At 72.0% G+C, this 23867-nt stretch carries 25 protein-coding genes; 8 read left to right on the top strand and 17 right to left on the bottom strand.

Features of this window, described 5'->3' with window-relative positions:
• Positions 1-3: 3 nt before the first annotated feature.
• The gene (locus QLQ12_RS34985) at positions 4-1221 is read right to left on the bottom strand and encodes an MFS transporter (RefSeq protein WP_282765074.1); all 1218 of its coding nucleotides are present in this window, start codon (positions 1219-1221) and stop codon (positions 4-6) included.
• Between the two features lie 48 nt (positions 1222-1269).
• Between QLQ12_RS34985 and QLQ12_RS34980 the strand changes: the two genes are divergently transcribed.
• Complete coding sequence (locus tag QLQ12_RS34980) at positions 1270-2514, top strand: ROK family protein (protein ID WP_282765073.1); 1245 nt, start codon at positions 1270-1272, stop codon at positions 2512-2514.
• A gap of 24 nt (positions 2515-2538) precedes the next feature.
• Here QLQ12_RS34980 and QLQ12_RS34975 read toward each other — a convergent pair whose 3' ends face one another.
• The 7 genes from QLQ12_RS34975 to QLQ12_RS34945 all read right to left on the bottom strand — a co-directional run bounded on the left by QLQ12_RS34975 (position 2539) and on the right by QLQ12_RS34945 (position 8207).
• On the bottom strand, positions 2539-3858 hold the full coding sequence (locus QLQ12_RS34975; RefSeq protein ID WP_282765072.1) for an outer membrane protein assembly factor BamB family protein: 1320 nt from the start codon (positions 3856-3858) through the stop codon (positions 2539-2541).
• 50 nt (positions 3859-3908) lie between these two features.
• Positions 3909-4751, bottom strand: coding sequence for a hypothetical protein (locus QLQ12_RS34970; protein WP_282765071.1), 843 nt, complete (start codon positions 4749-4751; stop codon positions 3909-3911).
• 83 nt (positions 4752-4834) lie between these two features.
• Complete coding sequence (locus QLQ12_RS34965; protein ID WP_282765070.1) at positions 4835-5947, bottom strand: tetratricopeptide repeat protein; 1113 nt, start codon at positions 5945-5947, stop codon at positions 4835-4837.
• A gap of 18 nt (positions 5948-5965) precedes the next feature.
• Positions 5966-6352, bottom strand: coding sequence for a PPOX class F420-dependent oxidoreductase (locus tag QLQ12_RS34960; RefSeq protein WP_282765069.1), 387 nt, complete (start codon positions 6350-6352; stop codon positions 5966-5968).
• Positions 6353-6417: 65 nt separating this feature from the next.
• Positions 6418-6921: a 2-C-methyl-D-erythritol 2,4-cyclodiphosphate synthase gene (gene ispF, locus QLQ12_RS34955; protein WP_282765068.1), complete on the bottom strand. Its 504-nt coding sequence runs from the start codon at positions 6919-6921 to the stop codon at positions 6418-6420.
• A gap of 10 nt (positions 6922-6931) precedes the next feature.
• Positions 6932-7681, bottom strand: coding sequence for a 2-C-methyl-D-erythritol 4-phosphate cytidylyltransferase (gene ispD, locus QLQ12_RS34950; protein ID WP_282765208.1), 750 nt, complete (start codon positions 7679-7681; stop codon positions 6932-6934).
• Positions 7682-7721: 40 nt separating this feature from the next.
• Positions 7722-8207 carry a CarD family transcriptional regulator gene (locus QLQ12_RS34945; RefSeq protein ID WP_014447856.1) on the bottom strand — a complete coding sequence of 162 codons (486 nt, stop codon included), beginning with the start codon at positions 8205-8207 and terminating at the stop codon, positions 7722-7724.
• Between the two features lie 348 nt (positions 8208-8555).
• On the opposite strand from QLQ12_RS34945, the gene QLQ12_RS34940 reads away from it, so the two are divergent.
• Positions 8556-9332, top strand: a complete 777-nt coding sequence (locus QLQ12_RS34940) for a hypothetical protein (RefSeq protein ID WP_282765067.1) — start codon at positions 8556-8558, stop codon at positions 9330-9332.
• Between the two features lie 291 nt (positions 9333-9623).
• Here the strand turns inward: QLQ12_RS34940 and QLQ12_RS34935 are convergent, their stop codons facing one another.
• From QLQ12_RS34935 to QLQ12_RS34920, 4 genes are all read right to left on the bottom strand, one after another.
• The gene (locus QLQ12_RS34935; RefSeq protein WP_282765066.1) at positions 9624-10079 is read right to left on the bottom strand and encodes a DUF6023 family protein; all 456 of its coding nucleotides are present in this window, start codon (positions 10077-10079) and stop codon (positions 9624-9626) included.
• Positions 10076-11140, bottom strand: a complete 1065-nt coding sequence (locus QLQ12_RS34930; protein WP_282765207.1) for a type III polyketide synthase — start codon at positions 11138-11140, stop codon at positions 10076-10078. The genes QLQ12_RS34935 and QLQ12_RS34930 overlap by 4 nt, the downstream gene beginning before the upstream one ends.
• Before the next feature lie 11 nt (positions 11141-11151).
• The gene (locus QLQ12_RS34925) at positions 11152-12306 is read right to left on the bottom strand and encodes an acyl-CoA dehydrogenase family protein (protein WP_282765205.1); all 1155 of its coding nucleotides are present in this window, start codon (positions 12304-12306) and stop codon (positions 11152-11154) included.
• A gap of 169 nt (positions 12307-12475) precedes the next feature.
• Positions 12476-13183: a methyltransferase domain-containing protein gene (locus tag QLQ12_RS34920; protein ID WP_282765065.1), complete on the bottom strand. Its 708-nt coding sequence runs from the start codon at positions 13181-13183 to the stop codon at positions 12476-12478.
• A gap of 47 nt (positions 13184-13230) precedes the next feature.
• Here QLQ12_RS34920 and QLQ12_RS34915 point away from each other — a divergent pair, with 47 nt between their 5' ends.
• The 5 genes from QLQ12_RS34915 to QLQ12_RS34895 all read left to right on the top strand — a co-directional run bounded on the left by QLQ12_RS34915 (position 13231) and on the right by QLQ12_RS34895 (position 19067).
• On the top strand, positions 13231-14058 hold the full coding sequence (locus QLQ12_RS34915) for a UbiA family prenyltransferase (RefSeq protein ID WP_282765064.1): 828 nt from the start codon (positions 13231-13233) through the stop codon (positions 14056-14058).
• Positions 14059-14151: 93 nt separating this feature from the next.
• The gene (locus tag QLQ12_RS34910) at positions 14152-14850 is read left to right on the top strand and encodes a hypothetical protein (protein ID WP_282765063.1); all 699 of its coding nucleotides are present in this window, start codon (positions 14152-14154) and stop codon (positions 14848-14850) included.
• A gap of 37 nt (positions 14851-14887) precedes the next feature.
• A complete protein-coding gene (gene radA / locus QLQ12_RS34905) occupies positions 14888-16309 on the top strand; it encodes a DNA repair protein RadA (RefSeq protein WP_282765062.1) in 1422 nt (473 codons plus the stop codon).
• 83 nt (positions 16310-16392) lie between these two features.
• Positions 16393-17574: a DNA integrity scanning diadenylate cyclase DisA gene (gene disA / locus QLQ12_RS34900; protein ID WP_282765061.1), complete on the top strand. Its 1182-nt coding sequence runs from the start codon at positions 16393-16395 to the stop codon at positions 17572-17574.
• 434 nt (positions 17575-18008) lie between these two features.
• Positions 18009-19067 carry an LPXTG cell wall anchor domain-containing protein gene (locus QLQ12_RS34895; RefSeq protein WP_282765060.1) on the top strand — a complete coding sequence of 353 codons (1059 nt, stop codon included), beginning with the start codon at positions 18009-18011 and terminating at the stop codon, positions 19065-19067.
• A 556-nt stretch (positions 19068-19623) separates the two neighbouring features.
• Here QLQ12_RS34895 and QLQ12_RS34890 read toward each other — a convergent pair.
• The 4 genes from QLQ12_RS34890 to QLQ12_RS34875 form a co-directional block, all read right to left on the bottom strand.
• A complete protein-coding gene (locus tag QLQ12_RS34890) occupies positions 19624-20133 on the bottom strand; it encodes a 2'-5' RNA ligase family protein (RefSeq protein ID WP_282765059.1) in 510 nt (169 codons plus the stop codon).
• Between the two features lies 1 nt (position 20134).
• Entirely contained in the window at positions 20135-20869 is a 735-nt protein-coding gene (locus QLQ12_RS34885; protein ID WP_282765057.1) for an adhesin, read from the bottom strand.
• Between the two features lie 83 nt (positions 20870-20952).
• Positions 20953-21450, bottom strand: a complete 498-nt coding sequence (def, locus tag QLQ12_RS34880; protein WP_282765056.1) for a peptide deformylase — start codon at positions 21448-21450, stop codon at positions 20953-20955.
• Positions 21447-21956: a glycine cleavage system protein R gene (locus QLQ12_RS34875; RefSeq protein WP_282765055.1), complete on the bottom strand. Its 510-nt coding sequence runs from the start codon at positions 21954-21956 to the stop codon at positions 21447-21449. Before QLQ12_RS34875 ends, def begins: the two co-directional genes overlap by 4 nt.
• Before the next feature lie 20 nt (positions 21957-21976).
• Here QLQ12_RS34875 and QLQ12_RS34870 point away from each other — a divergent pair, with 20 nt between their 5' ends.
• Positions 21977-22873, top strand: coding sequence for an HhH-GPD family protein (locus QLQ12_RS34870; RefSeq protein WP_282765054.1), 897 nt, complete (start codon positions 21977-21979; stop codon positions 22871-22873).
• A 123-nt stretch (positions 22874-22996) separates the two neighbouring features.
• Here the strand turns inward: QLQ12_RS34870 and QLQ12_RS34865 are convergent, their stop codons facing one another.
• Positions 22997-23596 (bottom strand): DUF4291 domain-containing protein, encoded by a 600-nt coding sequence (locus tag QLQ12_RS34865; protein ID WP_282765053.1) that lies wholly within the window; start codon positions 23594-23596, stop codon positions 22997-22999.
• Positions 23597-23867: the final 271 nt, after the last annotated feature.

Here is a 23867-nt window from a genome sequence, read left to right as displayed (position 1 = left end):
CGCTCACCGGGCGGCGGCTTCGGCCTCCGCGCGGTGATGGTCCTCGGCGCTGAGCCGGGCCGGGAAGAGCGCCGGGGACAGCGCCGCCAGCGCCGTCGCCGCCAGTGTGAACACCGACGCCAGCAGCGGCAGCGCGCCCAGATGCCCGGCGCTCACCATCCGCTCCCCGATCAGCGCCCCGCCGCCGATGCCGATCTGGAAGGCCACCACGTACACCGCCGACGCGGCATCCCGGGCGGTGGGCGCCACCCGCAGCGAGGCCGCCGACAGCAGGACCGGGATCGCGGTGAACGCCCCACCCCAGAGCAGCGTCATCACCACCGTCGGCCCCGGCCCGAGCACCGGGGTCAGCAGTGCCACCGCGACGGTGACCGTCGCCGACAGGCCGATCACGAGAGGGCCGGGCCGCCGGTCGACGAACCGCCCGACCACGAAGTTGGTCAGCAGGCCGACCGCGCCGTACCCGAGCAGCAGCGCGCTCAGCCCGGCCCCGTCCAGCCCGGCGTCCCGGCGGACCAGCGGGGCGATGTACGTGTACGCCGCGAAGTGCCCCACCACCAGCACGGTCGTGATCGCGCAGAGCCGGGCCACCCGCCCGTTGCGCAGGATCCCGATCGCGTCCCGCAGCCGCTGCCCGGTGCGTGCCCGCAGGTCCCGTGGGAGCGCCGGAAGCCGGGGCAGCACCAGCGTCAGCAGGACCACGCAGATCGTGCCCGCCACCGCGAACAGCCCGACCGCCACCCGCCAGCCGAGCCACTGCCCGAGCGCGGTGCCGGCCGGCACTCCGAGCACGATGGCGAGCGAGTTGCCGAGGAAGACCATGGCGGTGGCGCGCCCGGCCTGGCCGGGTGGGGCCAGCCGCACGATGATCGGCCCGATCACCGACCAGAAGACTCCGTGCGCGAGGGCGCAGATGAGCCGGGACAGCAGCAGGATGAGGAAGGTCGGCGCGATCGCGGCAGCCGCCTGGGAGACGGCGAACACCGCTACCGTGACGGCGATCAGCAGGTGCCGGGGCACGCGCATGGTGAGGGCGGTGAGCGGGATGGTGCTGAGCGCCGCCACCACGGCATAGCTGGTGAGGAGCAGACCGACCTGCGCCTCGGTGACATCGAGGTCGGCGGCGATCTGCGGGAGGAGGCCGACCGGAAGCGTCTCGGCGGCCACGTAACAGAATGTCGAGGCGCCGAGGACGACGAGCGCCGGTCGGTTCAGTCTCACCCTCGCACAATAAACTCTTAACAAGAGCATAAAAAGGGGAGTACGGATGTGACGACGCGCTCGACCGCACTGCTCCGGGTGGTGCACCGGCACTCCGGCGTGACCCGCGCCGACGCGGCCCGCCTGCTCGGGATCGGCACCGGCGCGGCCACCGAGCTCGTCACCAAGCTGAGCCGGGCAGCCCTGCTCGCCCAGGCCCCCGCCGCGCCCAGCGGCACCCGCGGCCGCCCCACCACGGTGCTGCTGCCGCACCCCGACGGGCCGCTGGTCCTGGCGTGCGCGATCACCCACGAGGCCTGGCGGCTCGACGTCGTCGCGCTCGGCGGCGCCACCGCCGCCTCACTGTCGGCCCGGCACGGCGGCGCACGCTGGGCCGATGTCCGCACGGCGGTCGCCGCCGCGATCGAAGATCTCCTTTCCCGGTACGGGGACAGACTGCGCGCGATCGGCATCTCCGTCCCCGGCCCGGTCTCGCGCACGCTGCGCCTGGAAGCCTTCACCTCCGACTGGCACGGCATCGACCTCAACGAGCTCTGGCCCGGCGCGGGGCTCCTGGTCGCCGGCAACGACGCCACTCTCGCCGCCACCGCCGAGCACCTCCGTGGATCCGCGGCCGGCGCCGCCGTGGCCCTGCACCTGCGCATCGAGGCCGGGCTGGGCGGCGCGGTGATCGACGACGGCCGCCCGGTGCTCGGCGCCCACGGCGCGGCCGGCGAGTTCGGCCACATGCCGTTCGGTGATCCCGCGGTCCGCTGCGGGTGCGGCGCCCACGGCTGCTGGGGGACCGCCGTCGACGGCACCGCCCTGGCCCGTCTCCTCGGCGCCCCCGAGCCGCGTGACCCGGTCACCTACGCCCGCCGGGTGATCGCCACCGCCGCCCGGGAGCTCGGCTCCCAGCGCGCCCGCCAGGACGTCGCCGGCCTGCCCCCGCTCTCGTCCGGCACACCGTCGGGGGGTGCGGCGGCATATCCCTGCGGTTCGGGCGAGGCCGAGCCGGAGATCGATCCGGCCGCGTCCGTCGAGGCCGTCCGGGTCGTCGGCGGCGCGCTCGGCCGGGGTCTGGCGGGCCTGGTCAACGCCCTGGACCCGAACCTGGTCACACTGGGCGGAATCGGCGTCGACCTGCTCGCCGCCGTCCCGAACACGATCACGGCGGCCTACCGGGACGGCCTCATGCTGATCCACCGGGAGTCGCCGCCCCCGGTCCTTCCCGCCGCCCTTCCCGACGACGAGGGGCCCATCGCCGGCGCCGCCGAGGAGGCGTGGTCGGCCCTGCTCCCCCGCCTCACCTGAGCCGCGGCCGGCCTCACGCCGCACTCATCGGGGCGGCTGGATGGCCTCGTCGGGGAGTGCGGCGATCACCACGGCGTCGAGACTGAGGTAGTAGTTCGGCGACTCCGGATCGTCCGAGGCCTTCTTGTTCAGACGCTCCATCGCCAGGAAGCCCTCGGTCACGTGGTACAGACCCGGCTTCCAGTTGATGTTCTCGGTCTTGTCGCCCCGGTAGACCAGGCGGAACCAGAACCGGGGCTTCCCGGTCCTGACGTCCACCCCGTTCAGATAGTTCTTCGGCGACAGCAACAGCACCGTGTTCCGGTTCCCGCCGAGCACGCGCGCCTTGCCGGGCAACGTCCACAGCAGCGTTCCGTCCAGCGCCCGCCCGGACACCCCGGCTTCCGCGGGAGCGTCCTCGGGCGGGGAGGCGGACGGAGACGCGGAGGACGGCACGGGTGACCCGGCGGGAGACGGCGCCACCGAGTCCGTCGAGGGAGCCGGGATCGGGGCGGGCGGCGAGGGCGCGGTCGCGGCCGAGGACCAGGGCGTGACGATGATGCCGGCGGCGATCGTGGCCGCCGGATCGTCGAGGGCCGGCACCCGGCGAGGCGTCGCCGCGGTGGCCAGCCATCCCTGCCCGGAACCGTCCCGGAACGCCTCACACTCCGAATTCCAGCAGCCGACGGGCTGGTAGGGGCCGGGCGGCCAGCCGGCGAGCGGGACACCGGTCATGGCGTCGTAGGCGCCGGTGGCGCAGACGTAGGCGTTCCCGGCCGTGGTGAACCCCTCCGCGCATCCGGCCGGGACGGACGTCTTCCAGGTCGACTGGCCGGTGGTCGCCGCGTACCCCGCGAGGTCCTGGCCCTGGGTGACCACGACGGTGCCGGCGGCGACGCGCAGACCCGGCGGGTTCCAGACCGCCTCGGCGCCGGTCCGGTGCGCGGCGAAGCCGGGCCCGGACGGGCCGTCAGCCCGCCACATCACCTTTCCGCTGTACGAGTCGATGCCGACGAGTTTCCCGTCGGACCACCGGGTGACGACAGTCGTGCCGACCGCCACGACCGCGCTGAGCTGCGCCGGCCAGCGCCGGAACGACCATCGCGGGGTGTAGACGGCTCGCCTGTCGGCCGGACCGTCGGCCCGCACCTGGTGTTTCGCGGCGTAGACACGCAGACGCCCGTCGACGACCAGCGGGGCGAGGCTGAGTCGCCCGGCCACACCCTGCCGGACCGACGGGGAGGGGATCTTCGATGACTTGGCGACCGCCGACAGTTCCGCGGGAGCAAGCACGCGCCAGCCGATGAGGCCGCTCACCACCAGCAGGAGGCCGGCGACCATGATTCGCAGCAGCACCCGGTTCACGGCGAAAGTATCCCAGGTGCGTGCACGTCTTCTCCGAACCGGGCGGCGAGTTACTCGTAGCCGCCGTTGACCAAGCCGAGCCGGACCAGTTCGGTGAGCGGCTCGACCACGTTGGCGGCGCCGAAACCGACGAAGAGCGGGCGTGGCGCATCCCGGTGGGTGCGGGCCGGCTCGACCAGCGGAACCGGGTGGGTGGCGGCGAGAACCTCGGCGACCTCGGCGACCTCACCACCGTCGGCGGCGATCACGGTGGCGACGAGCACGTTGAGGAAGCCGTGGTGGGTGAACCCGGTCTCCGGGTCGGTGTGCCGGGTGGCGTGGCGCAGCCCGGCGGCGAGTTTGAACGGCAGGTTCCGGTCACGACAGGCGCAGATCACGGCGGCGAGTTCGACGGGGGTGGGGAAGAGTTCCGCGGCGAGGCCGCCGACCCGGAACTTGGGTGCGATCGGCAGACCTCCGGCCCGGGCCTCGGCGACCGTGTCGAGGGCCGCGAGCAGACCCCAGCTGAGCGGGATCTCGGCGAACAGCGGCAGGCCGGACTGGGCGGCGGCGAACCTGCACAGGGTGGCGAGACCGGGTTGCGGATCTTCGCCGCGGCGGGCGACGGCCGCTTCGAGGTGCTCGACGACCACGCCGGAGGCACGCAGTTTCTCGACGGTGGCGGGCAGGACGGCGGCCGGTATGTCGCCGATCAGCCCGGCGGTGAGGCCCGGCATCGACTCCGTGCTGACGATGGACGCGGGCACCAGCAGAGATCCGACGAGATCCCGGTACCACGAGGCGTTGTGCTCGCGGTGTTTGGCGACCGCGTCGGCCAGCCCGATCGGGCTGGGTGGGAGCAGGGAGGCGTCATCGACCAGCCCGGCGTAGAGCGGAGGCACCATCGTTGACACGAACCGAACCTAATCGACGCCGCGAGAAGCGGACAACCAAGTCCAAGAAGTCCTTTCCCGCCGGAGGCGGGCGATCACGCCTTTCACCGGTGGCGGCCGAACCCCACCAGGACCTCGGCGACCATCGCGGTGAGCATTCCGGCCACCAGGGGCACGGGGCCTCCGAGCACGGCGTACGCCAGCAGGAACAGTGGCGCGGCGAAGGTGAGGTAGACCGCGACGGCGAGTCGCCGGTCACCGGCCCGCAGCCGGGGCAGCACGACCCGGACGGGTTCCGGCAGGCGGCTGCCGAACCAGAACACCACGGCGCCGAAGACGAGGACGCCGATCAGGCCGGCCCACACCCGCGAGATGCCGGGGTTGACCAGGGTCATCGCGGCGGACAGCACGGCCGCGACCAGGGTGCTTCCCGCGCCGTACCGGGCGGTCTCCCGCACCGCCTCGGCCGTCTCCCCGGACGTGTCGAGGACGGGCCGGGTGGGCACGCTGACCGGCGCCGGAGCCGGCGGGACCGGGGTGCGGGCCTCCTCAGCCTCGGGCGCCGGAACGACCTGTGGCTGCGGGGCCAGGGAGGCCGCGTCGGCCAGGTCCTCGATGGCGCGAGCCCAGCGGCGCCGCTCGAACCGGACGATGCCGGTGTCCTGACCGGCGTCACCGATCGCCGGATCGAGGTCGAGGGCTTCGCCGTACGCCCGCTGGGCCAGGTCGAACAGCCGCAGCCGGGCGGCGACGACGGCCAGGACCAGGTGCGCCTCGGCGTCGGCGGGCGCGACGCTGACGCCGTTCCAGGCGGCGTTCAGCGCCTCCTGGCCGTTGCGGGACTCGCTGAGCAGGGCGGCGCCGGTGCGTTGCGCGTACGCGTCGTCGGGCCAGCCGCGGAGGATCTCGGCGGCGACCCGGGCGGCGTCGCCGTAACGCTGACTGTCGGTGAGAGCCATGGCCTGGACCACGAGGGCCGGCAGGGCCAGCGGGTCGGCGGTGGCGGCCCGCTCCGCCGCGGCGAGAGCCTCGGCGGGCTGCTCGGCGGCGAGGTGGATGCGGGCCAGGGTGGCGAGAAGGTTGACCTCACGCGGCTCGGCGGCGAGGCCGGCCGCGATCTCGTCGGCGGCCTCGTCATAACGGCCGAGGTCGGCGAGGAGGAGGGCGCGCTGCCGGTGTTCCTCCGGCGTGGTATCGGGCTCCAAGGGGGCGGGCACGTGCCGAGCGTAGGCGGTCTACCTGGAAATCACGTGAGTCGGGGTGACTCGGCAGACGACCCGGACGGTACCGGGGGCGTCCTCGGTCCACGGCTCGTTGGCGTACTTGTAGCTCAGCTCACCGATCAGGTCACCGTCGTCGTCACACAGAGCAACAATCCCTTGGACCGTGATGTACGAGTACGGCTGCGCCGGGTCGTAGGCACAGACCGACACGCGCGGGTCACGTTCCATGTTCCGGGTCTTGACCCGTCCCCGGGTAGTGGAGAAGAGCAGGTCGTCGCCGTCCCGCTTGACCCAGATGACGGTCGACTGCGGAGCCCCGCCCTCGTTGATCGTCGTCAGCACCGCATAGGTGGGATTGTCGATCAGCTTCTTGGCGAGGTCCGGCAGCGCGACGGTCATGGCAGTGATCATGCCCGATGCGCCGCGTCACCCTCCCCGTGATGATCGCCACCACGGGACGGCTGTCACCGCCCCGCGGAGCCGTCCTCATCGGCGGCGGCCGGGAACACCAGAGCCACCGCCATCCCGGCCAGGCCTTCACCTCGGCCGGTGAGCCCGAGCCCGTCGGTGGTGGTGCCGGCGACCGTGACCGGCGCCCCGACCGCTTCGGAGAGCACCTGCTCGGCCTCGGCGCGACGCTTTCCGATCTTCGGGCGAGCGCCGATGACCTGCACGGAGACGTTGCCGATCCCGAAGCCGGCGGCCCGGACCCGGCGGGCCGTCTCCGCGAGCAGGGTGACCCCGGACGCCCCCGCCCACTCCGGCCGGCTGGTGCCGTAGTTGCTGCCGAGGTCACCGAGCCCGGCGGCGGAGAGCAGCGCGTCACAGGCGGCGTGTGCCGCCACGTCGGCGTCGGAGTGCCCGGCGAGCCCTGGTTCGCCGGGCCAGTGCAGGCCGGCCACCCAGCAGGGTCGTTCCGGATCGAAGGCGTGGACGTCGGTGCCGATGCCGACCCGAGGAATGATCACGCGGAGAAGCTTAGGCCGGGTCTCGCCGAGCAGGCTGAGACCCCGCGTGTCCGCCGGACACGCCCGGAGGCTCCAGGGTGAGCAGGTGGGTGGCGAGGGCCAGATCGATCGGGCGGGTGATCTTCAAAGCGAAGTCGGAGCCGGGCACGCAGAGCACCGGGCGGCCGAGTTTCTCCACCGCTCCGGCGTCGTCGGTGTGCAGGCCGGCGGCCGCGGCGTGGGCGGCCCGCAGCACCGGGGCGCTGAATCCCTGCGGGGTCTGCACGGCTCGCAGCACCGAACGGTCGACGGTGCCGAGGACCGTGCCGTCGGCGGCGACCTCTTTGACCGTGTCGACCACGGGAAGTGACGGGATCACCGCGTCCGCCCCGTCACGCACCGCTGTCGCGACCCGCTCGAAAAGCTCGGCGGGGGCCAGGCAACGGGCGGCGTCGTGGACGAGGACGATGCCCACGTCGTCTGGAACGACGGCGAGGGCGGCGGCCACGGAGTCCTGCCGCTCGGCGCCGCCCGCCACCACGGTGACCGGGGCGATCGGCGCGAGCAGAGCGTGCACGGCCTCGACGTCGGACGGCGGGGCGGCGACCACGATCATGCGCACCGACGGCGCGGCGGCCGTCCGGCGGATCGCGTGGACCAGCAGCGGCTCGCCGTCGAGCAGGCGCAATGCCTTGGGAGCGCCGGGACCGAGGCGCACGCCGGCGCCGGCGGCCGGAACGACGACAGCGACGTCACCGCGAGCATTGAGCTGCGCGGTCACGTCGCTGTCGTCGTTCAAGATGTGAGGATGCGTCGACGGATCAGGCCTCGGTGAGGACCTTGTCGAGCAGGACCTCGGCCTCGTCCTTGGTGCTCTTCTCAGCGAGGGCGACCTCGCCGACCAGAATGTCACGAGCCTTGGCGAGCATTCGCTTCTCACCCGCCGACAGGCCACGCTCACGCTCACGACGCCAAAGGTCACGAACAACTTCCGCGACCTTGAGCGGGTTACCGGAAGCCAGCTTCTCCAGGTTGGCCTTGTAGCGCCGCGACCAGTTGGTCGGCTCCTCGGTGTGCGGAGCGCGGAGGACGTCGAAGACCTTACCCAGGCCTTCCTCGCCAACCACTTCGCGCACGCCGACTTCTTCGGCGTTCTCAGCGGGCACTCGAACAGTCAGATCGCCCTGGGCGACACGCAGAACGAGATACTGCCTTTCAACGCCCTTGATGACCCTAGTCTCGATTGCCTCGATGAGTGCGGCCCCGTGGTGGGGGTAAACAACGGTCTCGCCGACACTGAAAACCATAGGTTCGAAACCCCTTTCGCTGTGTCTAGGGTAACACGCTCAGGCGCCCGTGTCTCGCCCTGACGGTCACTGTTAGTGCAGCTCAGAGGCCCTGTGATGGGGCTTTCTACCGCTTGACAGGGGAGCCGGAAGCTGCCTAAGTAACGCAAAGTGACATCACTGTCACGACTCCCGCTCACGACTCCTGCTATCGAGTCGGAAATTCCGGACCTGATGGCTTTGTGAGGTCAAGCTTATCGCTAAGGTCCGGATCGGCGCACCACTGGCGATGCGGCTCCGTGTGCGGGAGGCTGGACGGGAGTTCCCCGACCGAAGCAAGATCTGGTCGGCCAGGGGGGAGGTTGAGTCATGGCTGGCGCGAGCGACAACGATGGCAGGCCGCCCGGGGGCGGGTCCCCCGACGACCTTCCCGACCTCCCTGACGAGTGGGGCGTCATCGTCATTCCCGACGACCTCTCCGAGCTGGCCGACGAGGTCGAGGCGGTGCGTGCCGAGCTGCACACCGGCCCACCGCTCACCCGTTGGCAGCGCGTGACCCGCCGGCCCTGGTCTCGCCGCCTGCGCCGGTTCGGCACCCTGCTGGTGCGCACTCCCGCCCTGATCATCACGATGGCCGTCCTGGTCACCGTCGCCAGCCTGTTCGCCTCCGCCTGGCCCGGCCCGGTCCGGCAGCCGGCCACCCAGCGGACCGCCGGCACCACCGAGGACCGCATCGACAAGCTGCCGGCACTCGACCTCATCGGCGCCGACGGTCAGGCCGTCCCGATCAGGGGCCGCCTCCCCGCCGTCGTGATGCTCACCGAGGGTTGCGACTGCGCGGCGCTGATCACCGACACGGTGACCGCCGCGCGTCCCGGCATCACGATCCTGGCGGTCTCCTCCGTCCGCCCGTCGGCGTGGTCCGCGACGGCCGGCGCGCTGTCCACCTCACGGACCCCCGGGGCCGACGGCAAAGCGGTCGTCCTCCTGCACGACCCCACCGACACGCTGCGTCATCAGCTCGGCGTCGGCGCCCCCGACGGCACCGCGGCGATCGTCCTGGTCGACCACCTCGGCAAGATCGTGCGAACTCATCCGCGTGTCGCGTCGATCGAGATCGTGCGCCCCGACCTGGCCCGCCTATAACGACAAAACCCCTCTTCGGGTACGCCGCAGATAGTTAAGGCCAAAACGGACCGTCCCGTGGCTCCCACGCGATGCCCGCGGTGGTCCGGATCGCAGCGCGCCCACCGGGCGTGGCGGCGGGTCGACGTCCGAGCCACGCGCCATGTTCGGCGGCTCCGGGCCGACATGAAACCCCACGCCACTCGCCCGGCGGTTCCCGGCCAACATGCGATCCACCAGCCCAGGCCATCGACGACACTTGGTCACCGCGGGCAAGCTCCGGGACGGCGGGGATGTGCGGGTGGGGTGGGATCACCCGTTCGAGCGCTGGAGGGCGTAGCGGAAGACGACCGGGCCGGCGGTTTCGACAGCGATCCGCAGGCGCAGTTCGCCGACCAGGCCGACGCTGAACACCTCCGGAGTGCGGGGCCCGGAACACGGCAGCCCACGCCCAGAGTCGTCCCGGCTGCCGAAGCTGACCCGGACCCGGCTGCCGTCGTCGCCGGCGCACACCACCGAGATCAGGAAGCCGCCCTGCCCCACGTCGACGATCTCCTCGTGGCCGGTGCCGGCCCCCAGGGCCAGGGTGTTGGCCATCTCCTGATCGCCGACGTCGGGCAGCAGTTGCTCGGCGCTGTGCCGCCAGCCGGCCAGGCGGTCATCGACGGACTGACGGGGCGCGGCACGCCACCACCACCAGATGCCACTGATGAATACCAATGCGGCGAGTGCGTGAAGCACGGCGCCGCGTCCCCGTTCGCCGGTCACGCTCCGAGCGTAGAGCCCTCCAGAAGAGTGACGTAGAGGGTGAGGCCGGGGCCGAAGGCGAGCATCACGATCCGCTTCGGTGGGGCCGGGCGGCGGCGCAGCTCATCGAGGACCAGCAACACCGTCGGTGAGGAACAGTTCCCGTGCGCGGCGAGGACGCCACGGGACTCGGCCAGGGCGGCGCCGTCCAGGCCGAGACGTTCCTGCACCACGTCGAGGATCTTCGGGCCGCCGGGGTGCACCGCCCAGCCGTCGACGTCGGCGATGGTCACGCCGTGGCGGCCGAGGACCTCGTCGACGAGGCCGCGGACGTGCTTGGCGAGCACCGCCGGCACTTGCGGCGACAGGCCCATCCGGAAACCCAGGTCGGTGACGTCCCAGGTCATGTGATCGGCCGTGGAGGTGTCGGTGATCGCGGCGACCTCGCGTACGGCGTACCCGGCAGGGCTTCGATCCCTGGGAGTGACCACGACGGCGGCCGCGGCGTCGGAGAACAGCGCGTGGGAGACGATCTGGTGGATGTCGGTCCGGGAACCGGCCGGCTGCACGTGCAGGCTGGTGAGTTCGGCGCAGAGCAGCAGGGCCGGGCGCCCCCGGGCCGTGACGAAGTCACTCACCGCGCCGAGGCCTGGCAACGCGGCGTAACAGCCCATGTGGCCGACGAAGAGCCGCTGCACGCTCGGTGACATGCCCATGTCGCGCGCGAGCAGGATGTCCAGGCCGGGAGTGGCATACCCGGTGCAGGAGCAGACCGCGAACAGGCCGAGGTCGCCGGCGGCGACGCCCGCGTCGTCGAGCGCCCGGCCCACCGCCGCCTTGCCGAGCGGCATCGCCTCGGCCTGATAGCGGCGCATCCGGCGCTCGGTGGACCAGCCGGAGACGTCCTCCAGCAGCGGGCTGACCACGGCCTGCCGGGTGCGGACGCCGGAGTTGGTGAAGATGCGCCGGGCCAGGGCGTTGCGCGTGCCCGCGTAGTGGTGGTCGAAGAAGCCGTCCCAGAGGTCGTCCTGGGTCGCCGAGGGTGGCAGCGCGACACCCAGGCCGCCGATCACCGCGTCCATCCGGAGGCCGGTCACCAGCGCGGCGCCGAACCGTCGGCGTCCGGGTCGCCGCCGAGCGCGTCCACACCGAGCCAGTCGGCGCACACGTCACTGGTGGCCGGCTGGAGCGAACCGGCCCGGGCGTCGCGGTAGAGCCGCTCCAGCGGGTGCCCGCGGCGCATCGCCGACGTGCCGGCCGCTTCCAGCATCGACGCCGTGACTTCGGCGGCGGTGGTGCCGGCGAGCAGCTTGGCGCGCCACACCCAGCGGTTCGTCTCGGCGTCGCCGGGGGCCTCGTCGACCCGCCGGGCCGCCTCACGCACGGTGAGATGGGCGGCGGCCACCGCGGCGTCGGCCCGGCCCACCCTGGCCCGCACCGCCGGAAGTCCGGCCAGACCGCGGGCCTTGACGTGCTCGACCGCGGCGTCGACGGCGGCCCGGGCCACACCCACGTAGACCGCGGCGTAACTGGCCACCATCCAGTGCGGGGCCAGTTGGGCCACCACCAGGGCCAGGCCCTCCACTCCACCGAGCAGCGCCGAAGCCGGGACGGTGACATCGACGTGCAGGTCGTGCGAGGAGGTGGCACGCATGCCGAGCGCGTCCCACGTCGGTTCGACTCGCAGCCCGTCACCGGCCGGAACCAGGAACTGCGAGACCTGGGTCGGGTCGGCGGCGCTGCGGGCGGCGATCAGATAGGCGTCGGCGTGCCCGGCGCCGGAACAGAACGTCTTGGCTCCGGTGATGCGGTATCCGCCGTCCACCGGCTCATAGCTGGTGGTGAGGCGGGAGAGCCGGGAGCCGGCACCCCGTTCGCTCATCGCCACCGCGAACCAACTGCCACCGGCGGCTGCCTTCAGGTGGCTGTCGCGAGCCTCCAGGGCTTCCGGCGGCAGGCCGAGCGCTTCGGCGAGTTCGTCGGTGACGCCGCTGAGCGCGCCGGTCACCGAGGCGTGCATGTTGAAGATCAGGGCGGTGGCGCCGTTGCCACGCGCCAGTTCATAGGCGACCTCGGCATATTCGGCGAAGCCGGCCCCGGCGCCACCCAGCCGGGCCGGGACCATCAGGCCGAAGAAGCCGGCCGCCCGCAGATCAGCGAAATCGTCGACGGGGAACGTGCCGTCCCGGTCGGTGGCGGCCGCGCGGGCCGCGAACCGTGCGGCCAGCCGCCGCGCCTCATTCCGCATGCCGGTGTCCCGCCCCCTGGTGTTCGTCACGAATGCCGATGTCCTGTTCCCCGATGTTCGTCATACATGCCGATGTCTCACTGCCCGATCCACGATGTTCGTCACACATGCGGGCATCCCGTTCCCGGGCGTTCCTCACGCATGGCGGCATCCCGTTCCCGGACGTTCGTCACGCATGGCGGCGGCGTCCTGTCCCCTGGTAGAGGACCGCGGTGGAGAAGGTGGGGACGATCCGGCCGGTCACCGCCTGGCGCAGCACCAGCCAGCGGAACAGGTCGGCCAGGCTCGGGCGCACCCCGCGCACGGTCAACGCCACCCCGTGCCGGGCGAACTCGGCCACCAGCCGCCTCGGCGGCACGAACAGCGCCGGGTCGTGCAGGCCGGCCGGCACCACCCCGAAACGCTCGCCGAGAGTCACCGTGATCAGCCGGCTCAGCGCGGTGTCGTTGACCGTGTCGATCACGACGAGGCCTCCCGGCCGCAGCACCCGGCACAGCTCGGCCACCGTCGCCGGCAGGTCGGTGACATGCTCCAGGATCTCGCCGGCCACCACCACGTCGGCGCTGCCGCCGGCCAGCGGCAGGGCCGTCACATCGCCGTTGACCGGGGTCATGCCGCGTGGCGTGGCCTGCCGCAGACCGGGACGGCCGAGGTCGACACCGACGTGCCGGTAGCCCTTCCCCCGCACGTGCGGGGCGAGCAGCCCACCGCCGCAGCCGGCGTCGAGCAGCACACCGCCGGAGGCGCCGGCCGGTGGGATCAGAGCCGCCCGGGCGGCGGCGAGCCAATGCAGCATGGCGAAGGGCCCGTCGGGGCGCCACCACTCGGCGGCCAGATCGTCGTACTGACGTGGATCGTTGCGCCGCATCGACAGCATGTGATCGAGACTGGCACGGATACGTCCCCGCGACCACACTGCGAGGCATGTCCCGTGCGCTCGCCCTGCTCAGATCGGCACATCCGGAACCGGGTGGCGCGGTCACGCTCGCCATCACACTGCTGGCCGCCGGAGCGGGGCACCGCGGGTGGCGGCTCGCGGTGGCCGCAGTGACGGTGGCCGCCACCCAGCTCGCGGTGGGCTGGGTCAACGACTGGCTGGACGCGGAACGGGACCGGCGGTCGGGGCGGCGGGACAAACCGGTGGCGGCGGGGGCGGTCTCCCGGCGTGCCGTCGGAATCGCCGGGCTGCTGGCCGCGCTGGCGGTGCCGTTGCTGGCGTGGCCGCTGGGGGCCCCGGCCACCGCGGCGATCTCGGTGGCGACCGGGTCCGCCCTGCTCTACGACTGGCCGCTGAAGAACACGGCGTTCTCGGTGCTGCCGTACCTCATCTCCTTCGGTCTGCTTCCGGCGTTCGTGGTGTTCGCCCTGCCCGGGCACCCGTTCCCACCGCCGTGGCTGGTCGCGGCGGGCGCGCTGCTCGGCGGCGGCGCCCACTTCGCCAACGTGCTGCCGGACCTGGCCGACGACGCCGCCACCGGGGTCCGGGGCCTGCCGCACCGCATCGGCGCCGAGGGTTCGCAACTGGCCGCCGCCGCACTCCTGCTCGGCGCGACACTCACGCTGGTCCTCGGCCCACCGGGGCCACCGTCGTGGCCGGGGCTGGCGGCGGGCGCGGCCGCCGTCGTGGTCCTTCCACTCGGGTGGTACGCCGCGCGCCGCGCCGAAGGACGGCCGGTCGCGCTGTTCCGTGCGGTCATCGTGGTGGCCCTGATCGACGTCCTGCTACTGGTCCTCAGCGGGCGGGTGACGTGATCGCCCGTACCCGATGGATGGGTCCCCGCACGCGCCCGATCGCGGCCCACTACGCTGATCTCACACCTTGGTGTCTCTATTTGGAGGATCGTGATGCGCTCCCTGGGAACCCGTCGCGCCGCTCTGGTCGCGGGTGCCGCCACGGTCGCCGCCCTGGCTCTGGGCGGATGCTCGGCCGGCCAGGTCGCCGAGACCGCCATCCTGGACACGCCGATCGCCGGCGTCAACGCCCAGGGCGGTATGAAGGACACGGTGCTCGTCCGCAACCTTCAGGTGGAGTACAACGGCGTCGAGGGCTACCACGCCAAGGAAAGCGCGCCGCTGGAGCTCAGTCTCTTCAACGAGGGCAACGAGCCGGTCACCGTCACGATCAGCAGCAAGCCCGCCGAGCGGCCGCAGGTCGTCTCCGGCGGCCAGGTCGGCTTCGTCAGCACCGCGACCGTGACCACGCCGGGTCAGGTGGCGAGCGCTTCCGCCTCCGGTGCTGCTTCCGCCTCCGCTTCCGCGGCGCCGACCACGGGCTCGGGTGCGGCGACCTCGGTGCGTCCGGCCCAGATCAAGCTCGACCCGCAGGGTTCGGCCCTGTTCCGCCCGACCGACACCGCCCCGCTCCAGATCATCGGCCTGACCGACGACCTCAAGCCGGGCATGGCGGTCAACCTGGTCTTCGAGTTCAGCAACGACGCCGAGCCGTTGGTGGTCCAGGCGCCGGTCGCCTCCCCGCTGACCCCGGCTCCGCGCGGCTCGGCCGAGATTCACGAAGAGGGCGAGAGCACCGGCGGCGGTCACTGACGGAGGAGATGTCGTACCCCCGAGCTAGCGTGTCGGGGTGACGACCTCCCGTTCGGCTGCCAAGGCGCCCAAGGCCGCCTACGTCTGTGACGCCTGTGGCCACCAGCCACCGAAATGGCTGGGCCGCTGCCCGGAGTGCAGCGAGTGGGGCTCGATCATCGAGTCCACGATCGTCGTGGCCGCTTCCGGCCGGGTGGTCAGTTCCCGCATGCCGGCCGAGCCGGCCCGGCCGATCGCGCAGATCAGCGCCGCTCCGGCCCGGGCTGTGGCCACCGGTGTCGGTGAGCTCGACCGGGTTCTCGGTGGCGGGCTGGTGCCCGGCGCGGTGGTGCTGCTGGCCGGTGAGCCGGGTGTGGGCAAGTCCACCCTGCTGCTCGACGTCGCCCAGCAGTGGGCCGTCAATGCCGGCACCCCGTCGCTGGTGGTCAGCGGTGAGGAGTCGGTGAGCCAGGTCCGGCTGCGCGCCGAGCGGCTCGGCGCCCTGCACGACAAGCTCTACCTCGCCTCGGAGAACGATCTCGGCACGGTGATCGGTCACCTCGACGCGGTCCGCCCGGGCCTGCTGGTGCTCGACTCGGTGCAGACCTTCTCAGCCCCGGGCACCGAGGGCGTGCCCGGCGGGGTCACCCAGGTGCGGGCGGTGACCGCCGCGCTGGTGTCGATCGCCAAGGAGCGGGGCATCGCCACCGTCCTGGTCGGCCACGTCACCAAGGACGGGCAGGTCGCCGGCCCGCGCGTGCTGGAGCATCTGGTCGACGTGGTGCTCCACTTCGAGGGTGACAAGCACTCGTCGCTGCGGCTGGTCCGCGGGGTGAAGAACCGGTTCGGCGCCGCCGACGAGGTGGGCTGCTTCGAGATGCACGAGGGCGGCATCACCAGCCTGCCCGACCCGTCGGGGCTGTTCCTCACCCGTTATCTGGAGCCGGTGCCCGGCACGTGCGTCACCGTGGCGATGGAGGGGCGGCGCGCTCTCGTCACCGAGGTGCAGGCGTTGATCGGCGCCGAGGTGCAGGGTTCTCCGCGCCGCACGGTGTCCGGTCTCGACCACGCCCGCCTCGCCATGGTGCTGGCCGTGCTCGAGCGCCGCACCAAACAGCTCAAGCTCTACAACCGTGAGGTGTTCGCGGCGACGGTGGGCGGCATCCGGCTGATCGAGCCGTCGGCCGATCTGGCGATGGCGCTCGCCGTGGCCTCCGGCGGCCTCGACCTGGCGATGGCGCCGCACCTGGTGGCGATCGGTGAGGTCGGCCTGACCGGGGAGATCCGCCGGGTCGGCGCGGTCGGCCGGCGCCTCGCCGAGGCGGCCCGGCTCGGGTTCAAGGTCGCGTTGGTGCCGCCCGGCTGCGGCCCCGACGGCATGGCCGGCGTGCCGAAGAGCATGGAGGTCATCGAGGTGGGCAATCTGCAGTCTGCGTTGCAGAGCGCAGCGCGAGCCTCCGCAGAGCACGGTTCCCGATGACGGAGAGTCACGTTTCATCACGCTACGGAACATTCATCAATCCACGACTCGTTGGTCCGGATGACAGTCCGTAGAATGTCCGGGTGCCGCTCGACCGCGATGGTTCCAAGCCCTCCGCCAGTTCAACGCCGCGTCCCGGCGTCAACGGCGCGGGCCATCGCGCGATGACACCGACGGCAAACGCCGGCCTCACCGGCGGCGCGAGCGATCCGCTCCGGGCCAACCTCGCCCTGATGGCCCCGGGCACCGCGCTGCGTGACGGTCTGGAGCGCATCCTCCGGGGCCGCACCGGCGCCCTCATCGTGCTCGGCTATGACACCGTCGTCGAGACCATCTGCACCGGCGGTTTCCCGCTCGATGTGGAGTTCTCCGCCACCCGGCTCCGTGAGCTGTGCAAGATGGACGGCGCGGTGGTCCTGTCCAGCGACGGCACCCGCATAGTCCGCGCCGCCGTGCACCTGATGCCCGACCCGTCCATCCCGTCGGAGGAGTCCGGCACCCGGCACCGCACCGCCGAGCGGGTGGCGAAACAGTCCGGTTACCCGGTGATCTCCGTGAGCCAGTCGATGCACATCATCGGCCTCTATGTGAACGGTCAGCGGCACGTCCTGGACGACTCGGCCGCCATCCTGTCCCGCGCCAACCAGGCCCTGGCCACGCTGGAGCGCTACAAGCTGCGGCTCGACGAGGTGTCCGGCACCCTGTCGGCGCTGGAGATCGAAGACCTCGTGACGGTCCGCGACGCCGTCGCGGTGGTGCAGCGGCTCGAGATGGTTCGCCGGATCGCCGACGAGATCTCCGGTTACGTGGTGGAACTGGGCACCGACGGGCGCCTGCTGGCTCTCCAGCTCGACGAGTTGATGGCCGGCGTCGACTCCGACCGCACCCTGGTCATCCGCGACTACCTGCCGTCCGGCCGTAAGGCCCGCACCCTTGACGAGGCGCTGGTCGAACTCGACCTGCTGACCGCCACCGAGATGATCGACCTGGTGGCGGTCGCCAAGGCGATCGGCTATCCCAGCGCCTCCGACTCCCTCGACTCGGCCGTCTCGCCGCGCGGTTTCCGGCTGCTCGCCAAGGTGCCGCGCCTGCCCGCGCAGATCGTCGACCGGCTGGTCGACCACTTCGGCAGCCTTCAGCGTCTGCTCGGCGCCACCGTCGAAGACCTGCAGGCCGTCGAGGGTGTGGGTGACGCGCGGGCGCGGGGCGTGCGGGAGGGTCTGTCCCGGCTCGCCGAGGCCTCCATTCTCGAACGCTACGTCTGATTCCCCGGCCTTCCAGGCGTCCGCGGTGGTCTCCACGGAGCTGCGGGCGGTGAGGGCCGGCCTGGCAGACCAGCCGCCCGAACCGTTCGGGGGACAACCTGTCTCGACCTCGATCGACACAGGGAGTCACATGGTGAATCCTGGAGTGATTCGCGTCACTCAGCAATCGGTCGGCTGTGACATCGCGCCACTGCATTAGGCCGCACAGGAACTATCCGACGATGGTCGACATCACCCACCGTAATGGCCACTGTTGTGACTCACAGGTGATGCCTAGCCTTCTCACCGCCGGGACAAAACGTCGCGAGCACCCGTAACTGGGGAGATTATGATCCGGGCCGAGCTTCGATCGGTCACCGCATTGCGGCCCGGGGAGTCAGTGGTGAGACCGCCCCCGACCCGATCCTGTGGGGGCCGGAATCTTGCGTCGCTTCATGCTCGTCCTCGGTGGCACCGTCGTCGCCACCAGCGCCTTCGCCGGCATCGCACCGGCCGCCAACGCCACCACCGGGGGCTCCTGCGTGCGCGCGGCCGAGGCCACCTTCCAGCACACCTTCGACGGGCCGGCCGGGACCGCCACGATCACCGCCGTCCGGCCGCTCTGCAACGGCGAGCAGCAGGACTTCTCGCTCGTGTCCTACACCGCGCCGGCCCGGAACTATGCGGTGCCGCAGTTCGCCTACGACACCGACCGGGCCCGGATCGACTCCGGGCACCGCAGCGTCCGCCTCGAGGTCGGCGTGCCCGGCTGCCACACCCAGGTCGACACGATCTTCGGCACCTCGATCCGGAACGAGATCACCACCGGCACCACGCCGTACGGCGACGCCAAACTCGGATCGACCAGCGGCCTCGGCAGCCGGTCCAGCGGGGTCCGGGCCTGGTACAACGGTGGTTCCGGGACCTGCTCGCCGAAGCCGTCGGTGTCGTTCCGCAGCGACTGCGCCGGCAACCTGCACACCCGCCTCGCCAACGCGGCCGGCGCCAACGTGGACGCCACGTTCACCGTGGACGGCCGGCTCGTGCGGGTCCGTGCCGGCGCGTTCCACGAGTTCGTCAGCCGGAAGCCGGCGGTCGTCGAGGTCCGTGACAACAGCTTCACCACCAGCCGGGGAGCATGGAGCAAGCCGTCGGACTGCGCCGAGGCTCCCACTCCGGGCCCGACCACGGTCACACCGACCGCCCGCCCCACGACCGCACCGCCGGCCGCGCCGTCCACCGCGCCCACGACCACGCCCACCACTGCGCCCGCTGCCTCGCCTACGTCGGCCGTGCCGACGGCTTCGGAGAGTCCTGCCGCCGCCCCGACCGCCTCAGCGGCTCCGACCGTCCCGGCGACCACCCCGGTCCCGGATGCCACCCCTGACGACCGGCTGCCGGCCACCGGGGCCGACTCGGTGAGTCTCGCGCTCTACGCGGGTGGCGCCCTCCTCATCGGCACCGGCCTGCTGTTCGCCGGGCGCCAGGTCCGCCGCGGACGCCACTCCGCCTGACGGGCCTCAACCCTCCAGAACAGCCCGGGCGAACGGCCAGCAACGCTCCGGCTGATCGTCGGGGCTGTCTGAGTTGCCCGAGCAACACCCCCAGAGCCGTGGAAGGCACCGCAACAACACCGGCAAGCGGGATCAAGGCTGCCTCAGCAGGGCGGAGACAGCCGTAGCCCAAGCAGGTCATCCGACGCCGATTTCACGCCTGAACTACGGCTGGGCCGGTCAACGGAACAACTGAAGCCCTCGAGCCGTAGCTCCGGTAGGTAATGCGGCGGGTATTTCACGGCTGGGCTACGGCTGGCTGTCGCCTGCAACCGCCGGCCACGGTCGGTTGATCTGCCTGGCCGGGTGGACGCCGGGATGCCGGCTGCCGCTGTTTCGGCGTGGTACGGCGGCGACTGCCAGCCGGTGACCACCGGATATGCCCGGCGGTCGCGCTTCGGCCGGGAGCCGCGCGGACCTTGCGGGGTAGCCACAGGCGTGTTGCTGGATCGTACGAAAAATGCTGGGAGAGCCGGAAGCCGCCGCGAGACCTGAAGCCCGGCGCGGGGTTCGGGGCTCAGAGCGGATGGCTGATGTCGTTGGCGTGGTCGGCGAGGGCCGCGCCGACGACCGTGGCCCGCAGCGGGAGGTATTCCAGGCAGCGGCGGACCGCCGGGGCCATCATCGGGTTGGGCACGCGCAGCGAGATCGTGCAGTGCGGCACCCATCGCCCCGGCCGGTAGTGTTCCCACACCTCTACGCCGCCGGCGGTGAGGCGTTCGTGCACGGCGCGGTGGTGGGCGAGCAGTTCCTCGGTGACGGTGATGCCGAGCCACAGGACGCGGCCGACGAACTGGCCGACGAAGTCGATGTCGAGGCTCAGGCCCCGGCCGACCGGGAAGTCACCGAGGGCGTCGGCCACCGCGTGCGGATCGAGGCGGTGGGCGGCGGCGAGGGACACGTGCGGGCGGTGTTTCTGGTGCAGGGAGCCGAGGGACGGGATGCCGTCGGCTTCCAGAGCGCGCCAGAGGGTACGGATCCGGCGTGTCGTGTCGACGTCCGGGTAGAGCTCGAGTGCGGCGACCAAATCAGGCGACGACGGTGAGCACGACCGGGGTGCTGATCATCTGATCGAGGCGCCCGAACAATTGGTAGGCGCCGGCCGGCGGGACGGGGCCGGACGCCGCGGTGCCGGTGCACTGGTTGGACTGCTTGCCGTTCCAGGTGACCTCGAAGAGCTGCTCGGCGCCGGGAGCGAGCGTCACGACGTTGTTGCCCTTGAGCCCGGCGCACTGGTCGGAGGACCAGATGCGCTGTGCGGCGGCGACGATGTAGAGCTCCTGCGCGCTGGCGCCGAGATCACGGGTGCAGGTGCGGTTGCCGACGTTCTTGATCTTCAGCTTGATGTCGGTCGGGACGCCCCGCCGCGGCGACGTGTCCGTGGGGACCGGCGTCAGGTTGAGTTCCGCGTCGGTGCAGCCCTGCCCGGCGGCCGGCACATTGGCGGGTGCGGAGGTCGCCGGTGGGGGGAGCGCCTCGCCGTCGCCGGGCGGCCGGGAGAGCAGATCGGCCGGGTCGGGGTAGGGGTCGCCGCCTTTCGGCGGCGCACTGTCCTCAAGCGACGGACTCGGCGACGCGCTCGGGTTCTTCGGGGCCGGTGCCGGGTTCTGCGAGGCCTGGGAGGACGTCTTCTTCGGGTCTGGTTCGTCCCCACCGGAGCAGGTGTTGAACAGCACGATGACGCCGAGCAGCACCGCGCTCAGCACGACCACACGCCGCCGCCAGTAGACCGCGGGTGGGAGGGGACCAACCGTCGCACGCATGATGCCGCCAACGGTAAACCCGCACACCCGTCGCTATGTGCACGACGCGCCGGTTATGCGACACCAACTCACGACACCGCTCGTTAGAGATAGACCTTGCGCTGGTAGACGGCGTGCGCCCCGGCCACCCGATCGAGGAAGAGCTTTCCGGCGCAGTGATCGATCTCGTGCTGCAGGGCGCGTGCCTCGAACGCGTCGGTGGTGATGGTGACCGGTTCGCCGGTGCCCGGCCGGACCGCCTCGACCACGATCCGGGCGGCCCGTCTCACATCGCCGGTGAGGTCGGGCACCGACATGCAGCCCTCCCGGCCGGGACGCCACCGGCTCGCCTCGATGATCTTCGCGTTGCAGAGGACGAACTCGCCGTGCGTGGTCGCCGCCTTCGGATGGCCGGTCACGTCGACGCAGAAGACCTGCGCGCTCACGCCGATCTGCGGCGCGGCCAGACCGACACAACCGGGTGACGCCCGCATGATGGCGACCAGTTCCCCGGCCAGCTCGACGATCCCCGGGTCGCACGCGTCGACTTCCGCGCCGGGAGTGCTGAGCACGGCCGCGGGCGCGGTGACCACCTTCCTCACAGGATCTCCGAGTCGGAGCGGCGCAGCGACACGTCGACGTCCAGCTCGGCGGCGACCACGGCGAGCCGCTCACCCAGGTCGTCGGCGGTGCCGGGCGGCACGTCCACCTCGGCGACCAGCAGGTAGAGCGGGCCGGTGAGGCGGGTGGTGAGGTCGGTGATGTTGCCGCCCGCGGCGGCGACCACCCGGGTCACCGCGGCGACGATGCCGAGCCGGTCCGCCCCGTGCACGCTGACCAGGTAGGGCTCCCCGGCCGGCGCCTCGTCCACCTCCGGCTCGACGGGGCGGACGGTGGCGATCAGGCCACCGGTGGCCAGCGGCCCGAGTGCCCGCTCCGCGTCCTGGGAAGAGAGGCCGTTGCAGATCAGGGTCATCGCGAAGTGGCCGCGCAGGCGGGTCATCGTCGAGTCGGTCAGGTTCGCCCCGACCTCGGCCAGGGCCTCGGAGACGTCGGCCACGATGCCGGACCGGTCCGGTCCGATGACGGTGATGGCAAGCTCGTGCACCCGCTTACAGTAAACGGGATATGACTCTCGCCGACGAAGCCATCACCTGGTATGCCGCAAATGCCCGCGCTCTTCCGTGGCGTCAGCCGGACACCACCCCCTGGGGAGTACTGGTCAGCGAAGTGATGCTGCAGCAGACCCCGGTCGTCCGGGTCGAGCCCGCCTGGCGCTCCTGGATGACCCGCTGGCCCACCCCGGCCGCGCTCGCCGACGACCCGCCGTCCGAAGCGATCCGGATGTGGGGGCGGCTCGGCTACCCGCGCCGGGCGATGCGTCTGCACGCGTGCGCGGTCGCCATCGTCGAACGGCACGGCGGCCACGTCCCCTCCTCGCTGGAACACCTGCTCGCACTGCCCGGCGTCGGCACGTACACCGGGCGGGCGGTGGCGACGTTCGCCTACGGCCAGCGGCATCCGGTCGTCGACACCAACGTGCGCCGGGTCGTCTGCCGCGCGGTCGAGGGCAAACCGGATGCGGGGCAGGCCACGACCGCCGCCGACCTGACCGCGATGGAGGCGCTGCTGCCGCCCGACTCGGCGGCCGCGGCCCGCGCCAGCATCGCGTTCATGGAACTCGGCGCGATCGTCTGCACCGCCCGCGCCCCTCGCTGTGCCGTCTGCCCGTTCCACGACGTGTGCGCCTGGCGGCTCACCGGCCAGCCATTGCCGGACGGCCCGAGCCGCAAACCGCAGCGCTACGCCGGCACCGACCGGCAGGTCCGCGGCCTGCTCCTGGAGGTCCTGAGGCACGCCACCGGGCCCGTTCCGCGCCAGCGCCTCGACGTGGTCTGGCAGGACGAGGTGCAGCGTGCCCGGGCCCTCGCCGGTCTCGTCGAGGACGGCCTCGTCGAGCGCCTCGGCGTCGAGGACTTCGTTCTCGCCGGCGACACCCCCAAGGGCGGAGTGCAAGACCTCTAGCGGGGTACGGCGCAGAGCGCCCTCAACCGCACCAGGACCGTCCCGCGGCTCCCCCGCGGCGTCCTACGGCGGCCCGGGGCCGCAGCGCGGCCACCGGGCTGATCCGGCGGCGCCAGGAGGGCTTCAGTGCCCGGGCGGGTCGGCGTGCAGGTGGGCGGCGACACCGGCGGGCAGGGGATAGACCCGCTCCACCGGCAGCAGTCTGTTCGCGCCCGGTTCGTCGCCGGAGTCGAGCAACGCGCGGATCTCACCCACCAGCGGCGTCACGTCGGTGATGCCGGTGGTCCACTCGTCGACGTAGAGCACCGCCGCCGCCCCGCCCAGCCCGACCTGCAGCGACCGGTAGGGCAGCTCCCGCAGGCGCAGGTCGCGTTCCGGGTCCCACTGGACCCGGGTGGGCGCCCGTTTCAGGTCCCGCTGCCAGGTGGCCCGGTCCGGGTGGACACTGCGCTCGTAGTGGCTGAGCGACGCGTTCGCCAGCGCCCACTCGAAACCGGCCCGGGTGATCGACACGGCCAGCACCCGCTCCTGGCCGGGCTTCGACGCCCAGCCGCAGCGGTACATCATCCACAGGAAGGACGGTTTGATCCAGGTCATCCGGTCCCGTTTGAACGGTGGCACGAACCGTCCGGCACGGACCGCCGGATCAGCGATGTCCGGTGAGTACGCCTGGTAGACGGTCACGGTGCTGTCGTCGTACACCGCTCTGATCTGACGTTGCATGGGGCACATGATCGGCCGCGCCCCGGACCGGCCGCGACCGAGATATGCGAACGGCCCGGCTGCGTCGCAGCCGGGCCGAACACGTCACGCCTTAGCGGGTCACTCCTCGGTGGTCGGCACCGCGAGGTCGGCGGGCACCGCGTCGGGCACCGTCACGCCCTTCTCGGCGCCCTGGAAGACCAGCTTCGCCTTCTCGAACTTGGCCGGGTCGCCCTCGCAGTCGACGACGACGATCTGGCCGGGGCGCAGCTCGTTGAAGAGGATCTGCTCG

Source organism: Actinoplanes sandaracinus (assembly GCF_030009775.1).
Classification (GTDB): Bacteria; Actinomycetota; Actinomycetes; order Mycobacteriales; family Micromonosporaceae; genus Actinoplanes; species Actinoplanes sandaracinus.
This window is presented reverse-complemented; position numbering and strand designations above follow the sequence as displayed.

Excerpts from the sequence above, each read along its gene's own strand:
- QLQ12_RS34960 (WP_282765069.1), bottom strand. The coding sequence starts at position 6,352 with ATGACCGTCGCGCTGCCGGACCTCGCCAAGAAGCTGATCGACAATCCC.
- QLQ12_RS34945 (WP_014447856.1), bottom strand. The coding sequence starts at position 8,207 with ATGGTTTTCAGTGTCGGCGAGACCGTTGTTTACCCCCACCACGGGGCC.
- QLQ12_RS34940 (WP_282765067.1), top strand. The coding sequence starts at position 8,556 with ATGGCTGGCGCGAGCGACAACGATGGCAGGCCGCCCGGGGGCGGGTCC.
- QLQ12_RS34930 (WP_282765207.1), bottom strand. The coding sequence starts at position 11,140 with ATGGACGCGGTGATCGGCGGCCTGGGTGTCGCGCTGCCACCCTCGGCG.
- QLQ12_RS34925 (WP_282765205.1), bottom strand. The coding sequence starts at position 12,306 with ATGCGGAATGAGGCGCGGCGGCTGGCCGCACGGTTCGCGGCCCGCGCG.
- QLQ12_RS34920 (WP_282765065.1), bottom strand. The coding sequence starts at position 13,183 with ATGCTGTCGATGCGGCGCAACGATCCACGTCAGTACGACGATCTGGCC.
- QLQ12_RS34915 (WP_282765064.1), top strand. The coding sequence starts at position 13,231 with ATGTCCCGTGCGCTCGCCCTGCTCAGATCGGCACATCCGGAACCGGGT.
- QLQ12_RS34910 (WP_282765063.1), top strand. The coding sequence starts at position 14,152 with ATGCGCTCCCTGGGAACCCGTCGCGCCGCTCTGGTCGCGGGTGCCGCC.
- QLQ12_RS34895 (WP_282765060.1), top strand. The coding sequence starts at position 18,009 with ATGCTCGTCCTCGGTGGCACCGTCGTCGCCACCAGCGCCTTCGCCGGC.
- QLQ12_RS34885 (WP_282765057.1), bottom strand. The coding sequence starts at position 20,869 with ATGCGTGCGACGGTTGGTCCCCTCCCACCCGCGGTCTACTGGCGGCGG.
- QLQ12_RS34870 (WP_282765054.1), top strand. The coding sequence starts at position 21,977 with ATGACTCTCGCCGACGAAGCCATCACCTGGTATGCCGCAAATGCCCGC.
- QLQ12_RS34865 (WP_282765053.1), bottom strand. The coding sequence starts at position 23,596 with ATGCAACGTCAGATCAGAGCGGTGTACGACGACAGCACCGTGACCGTC.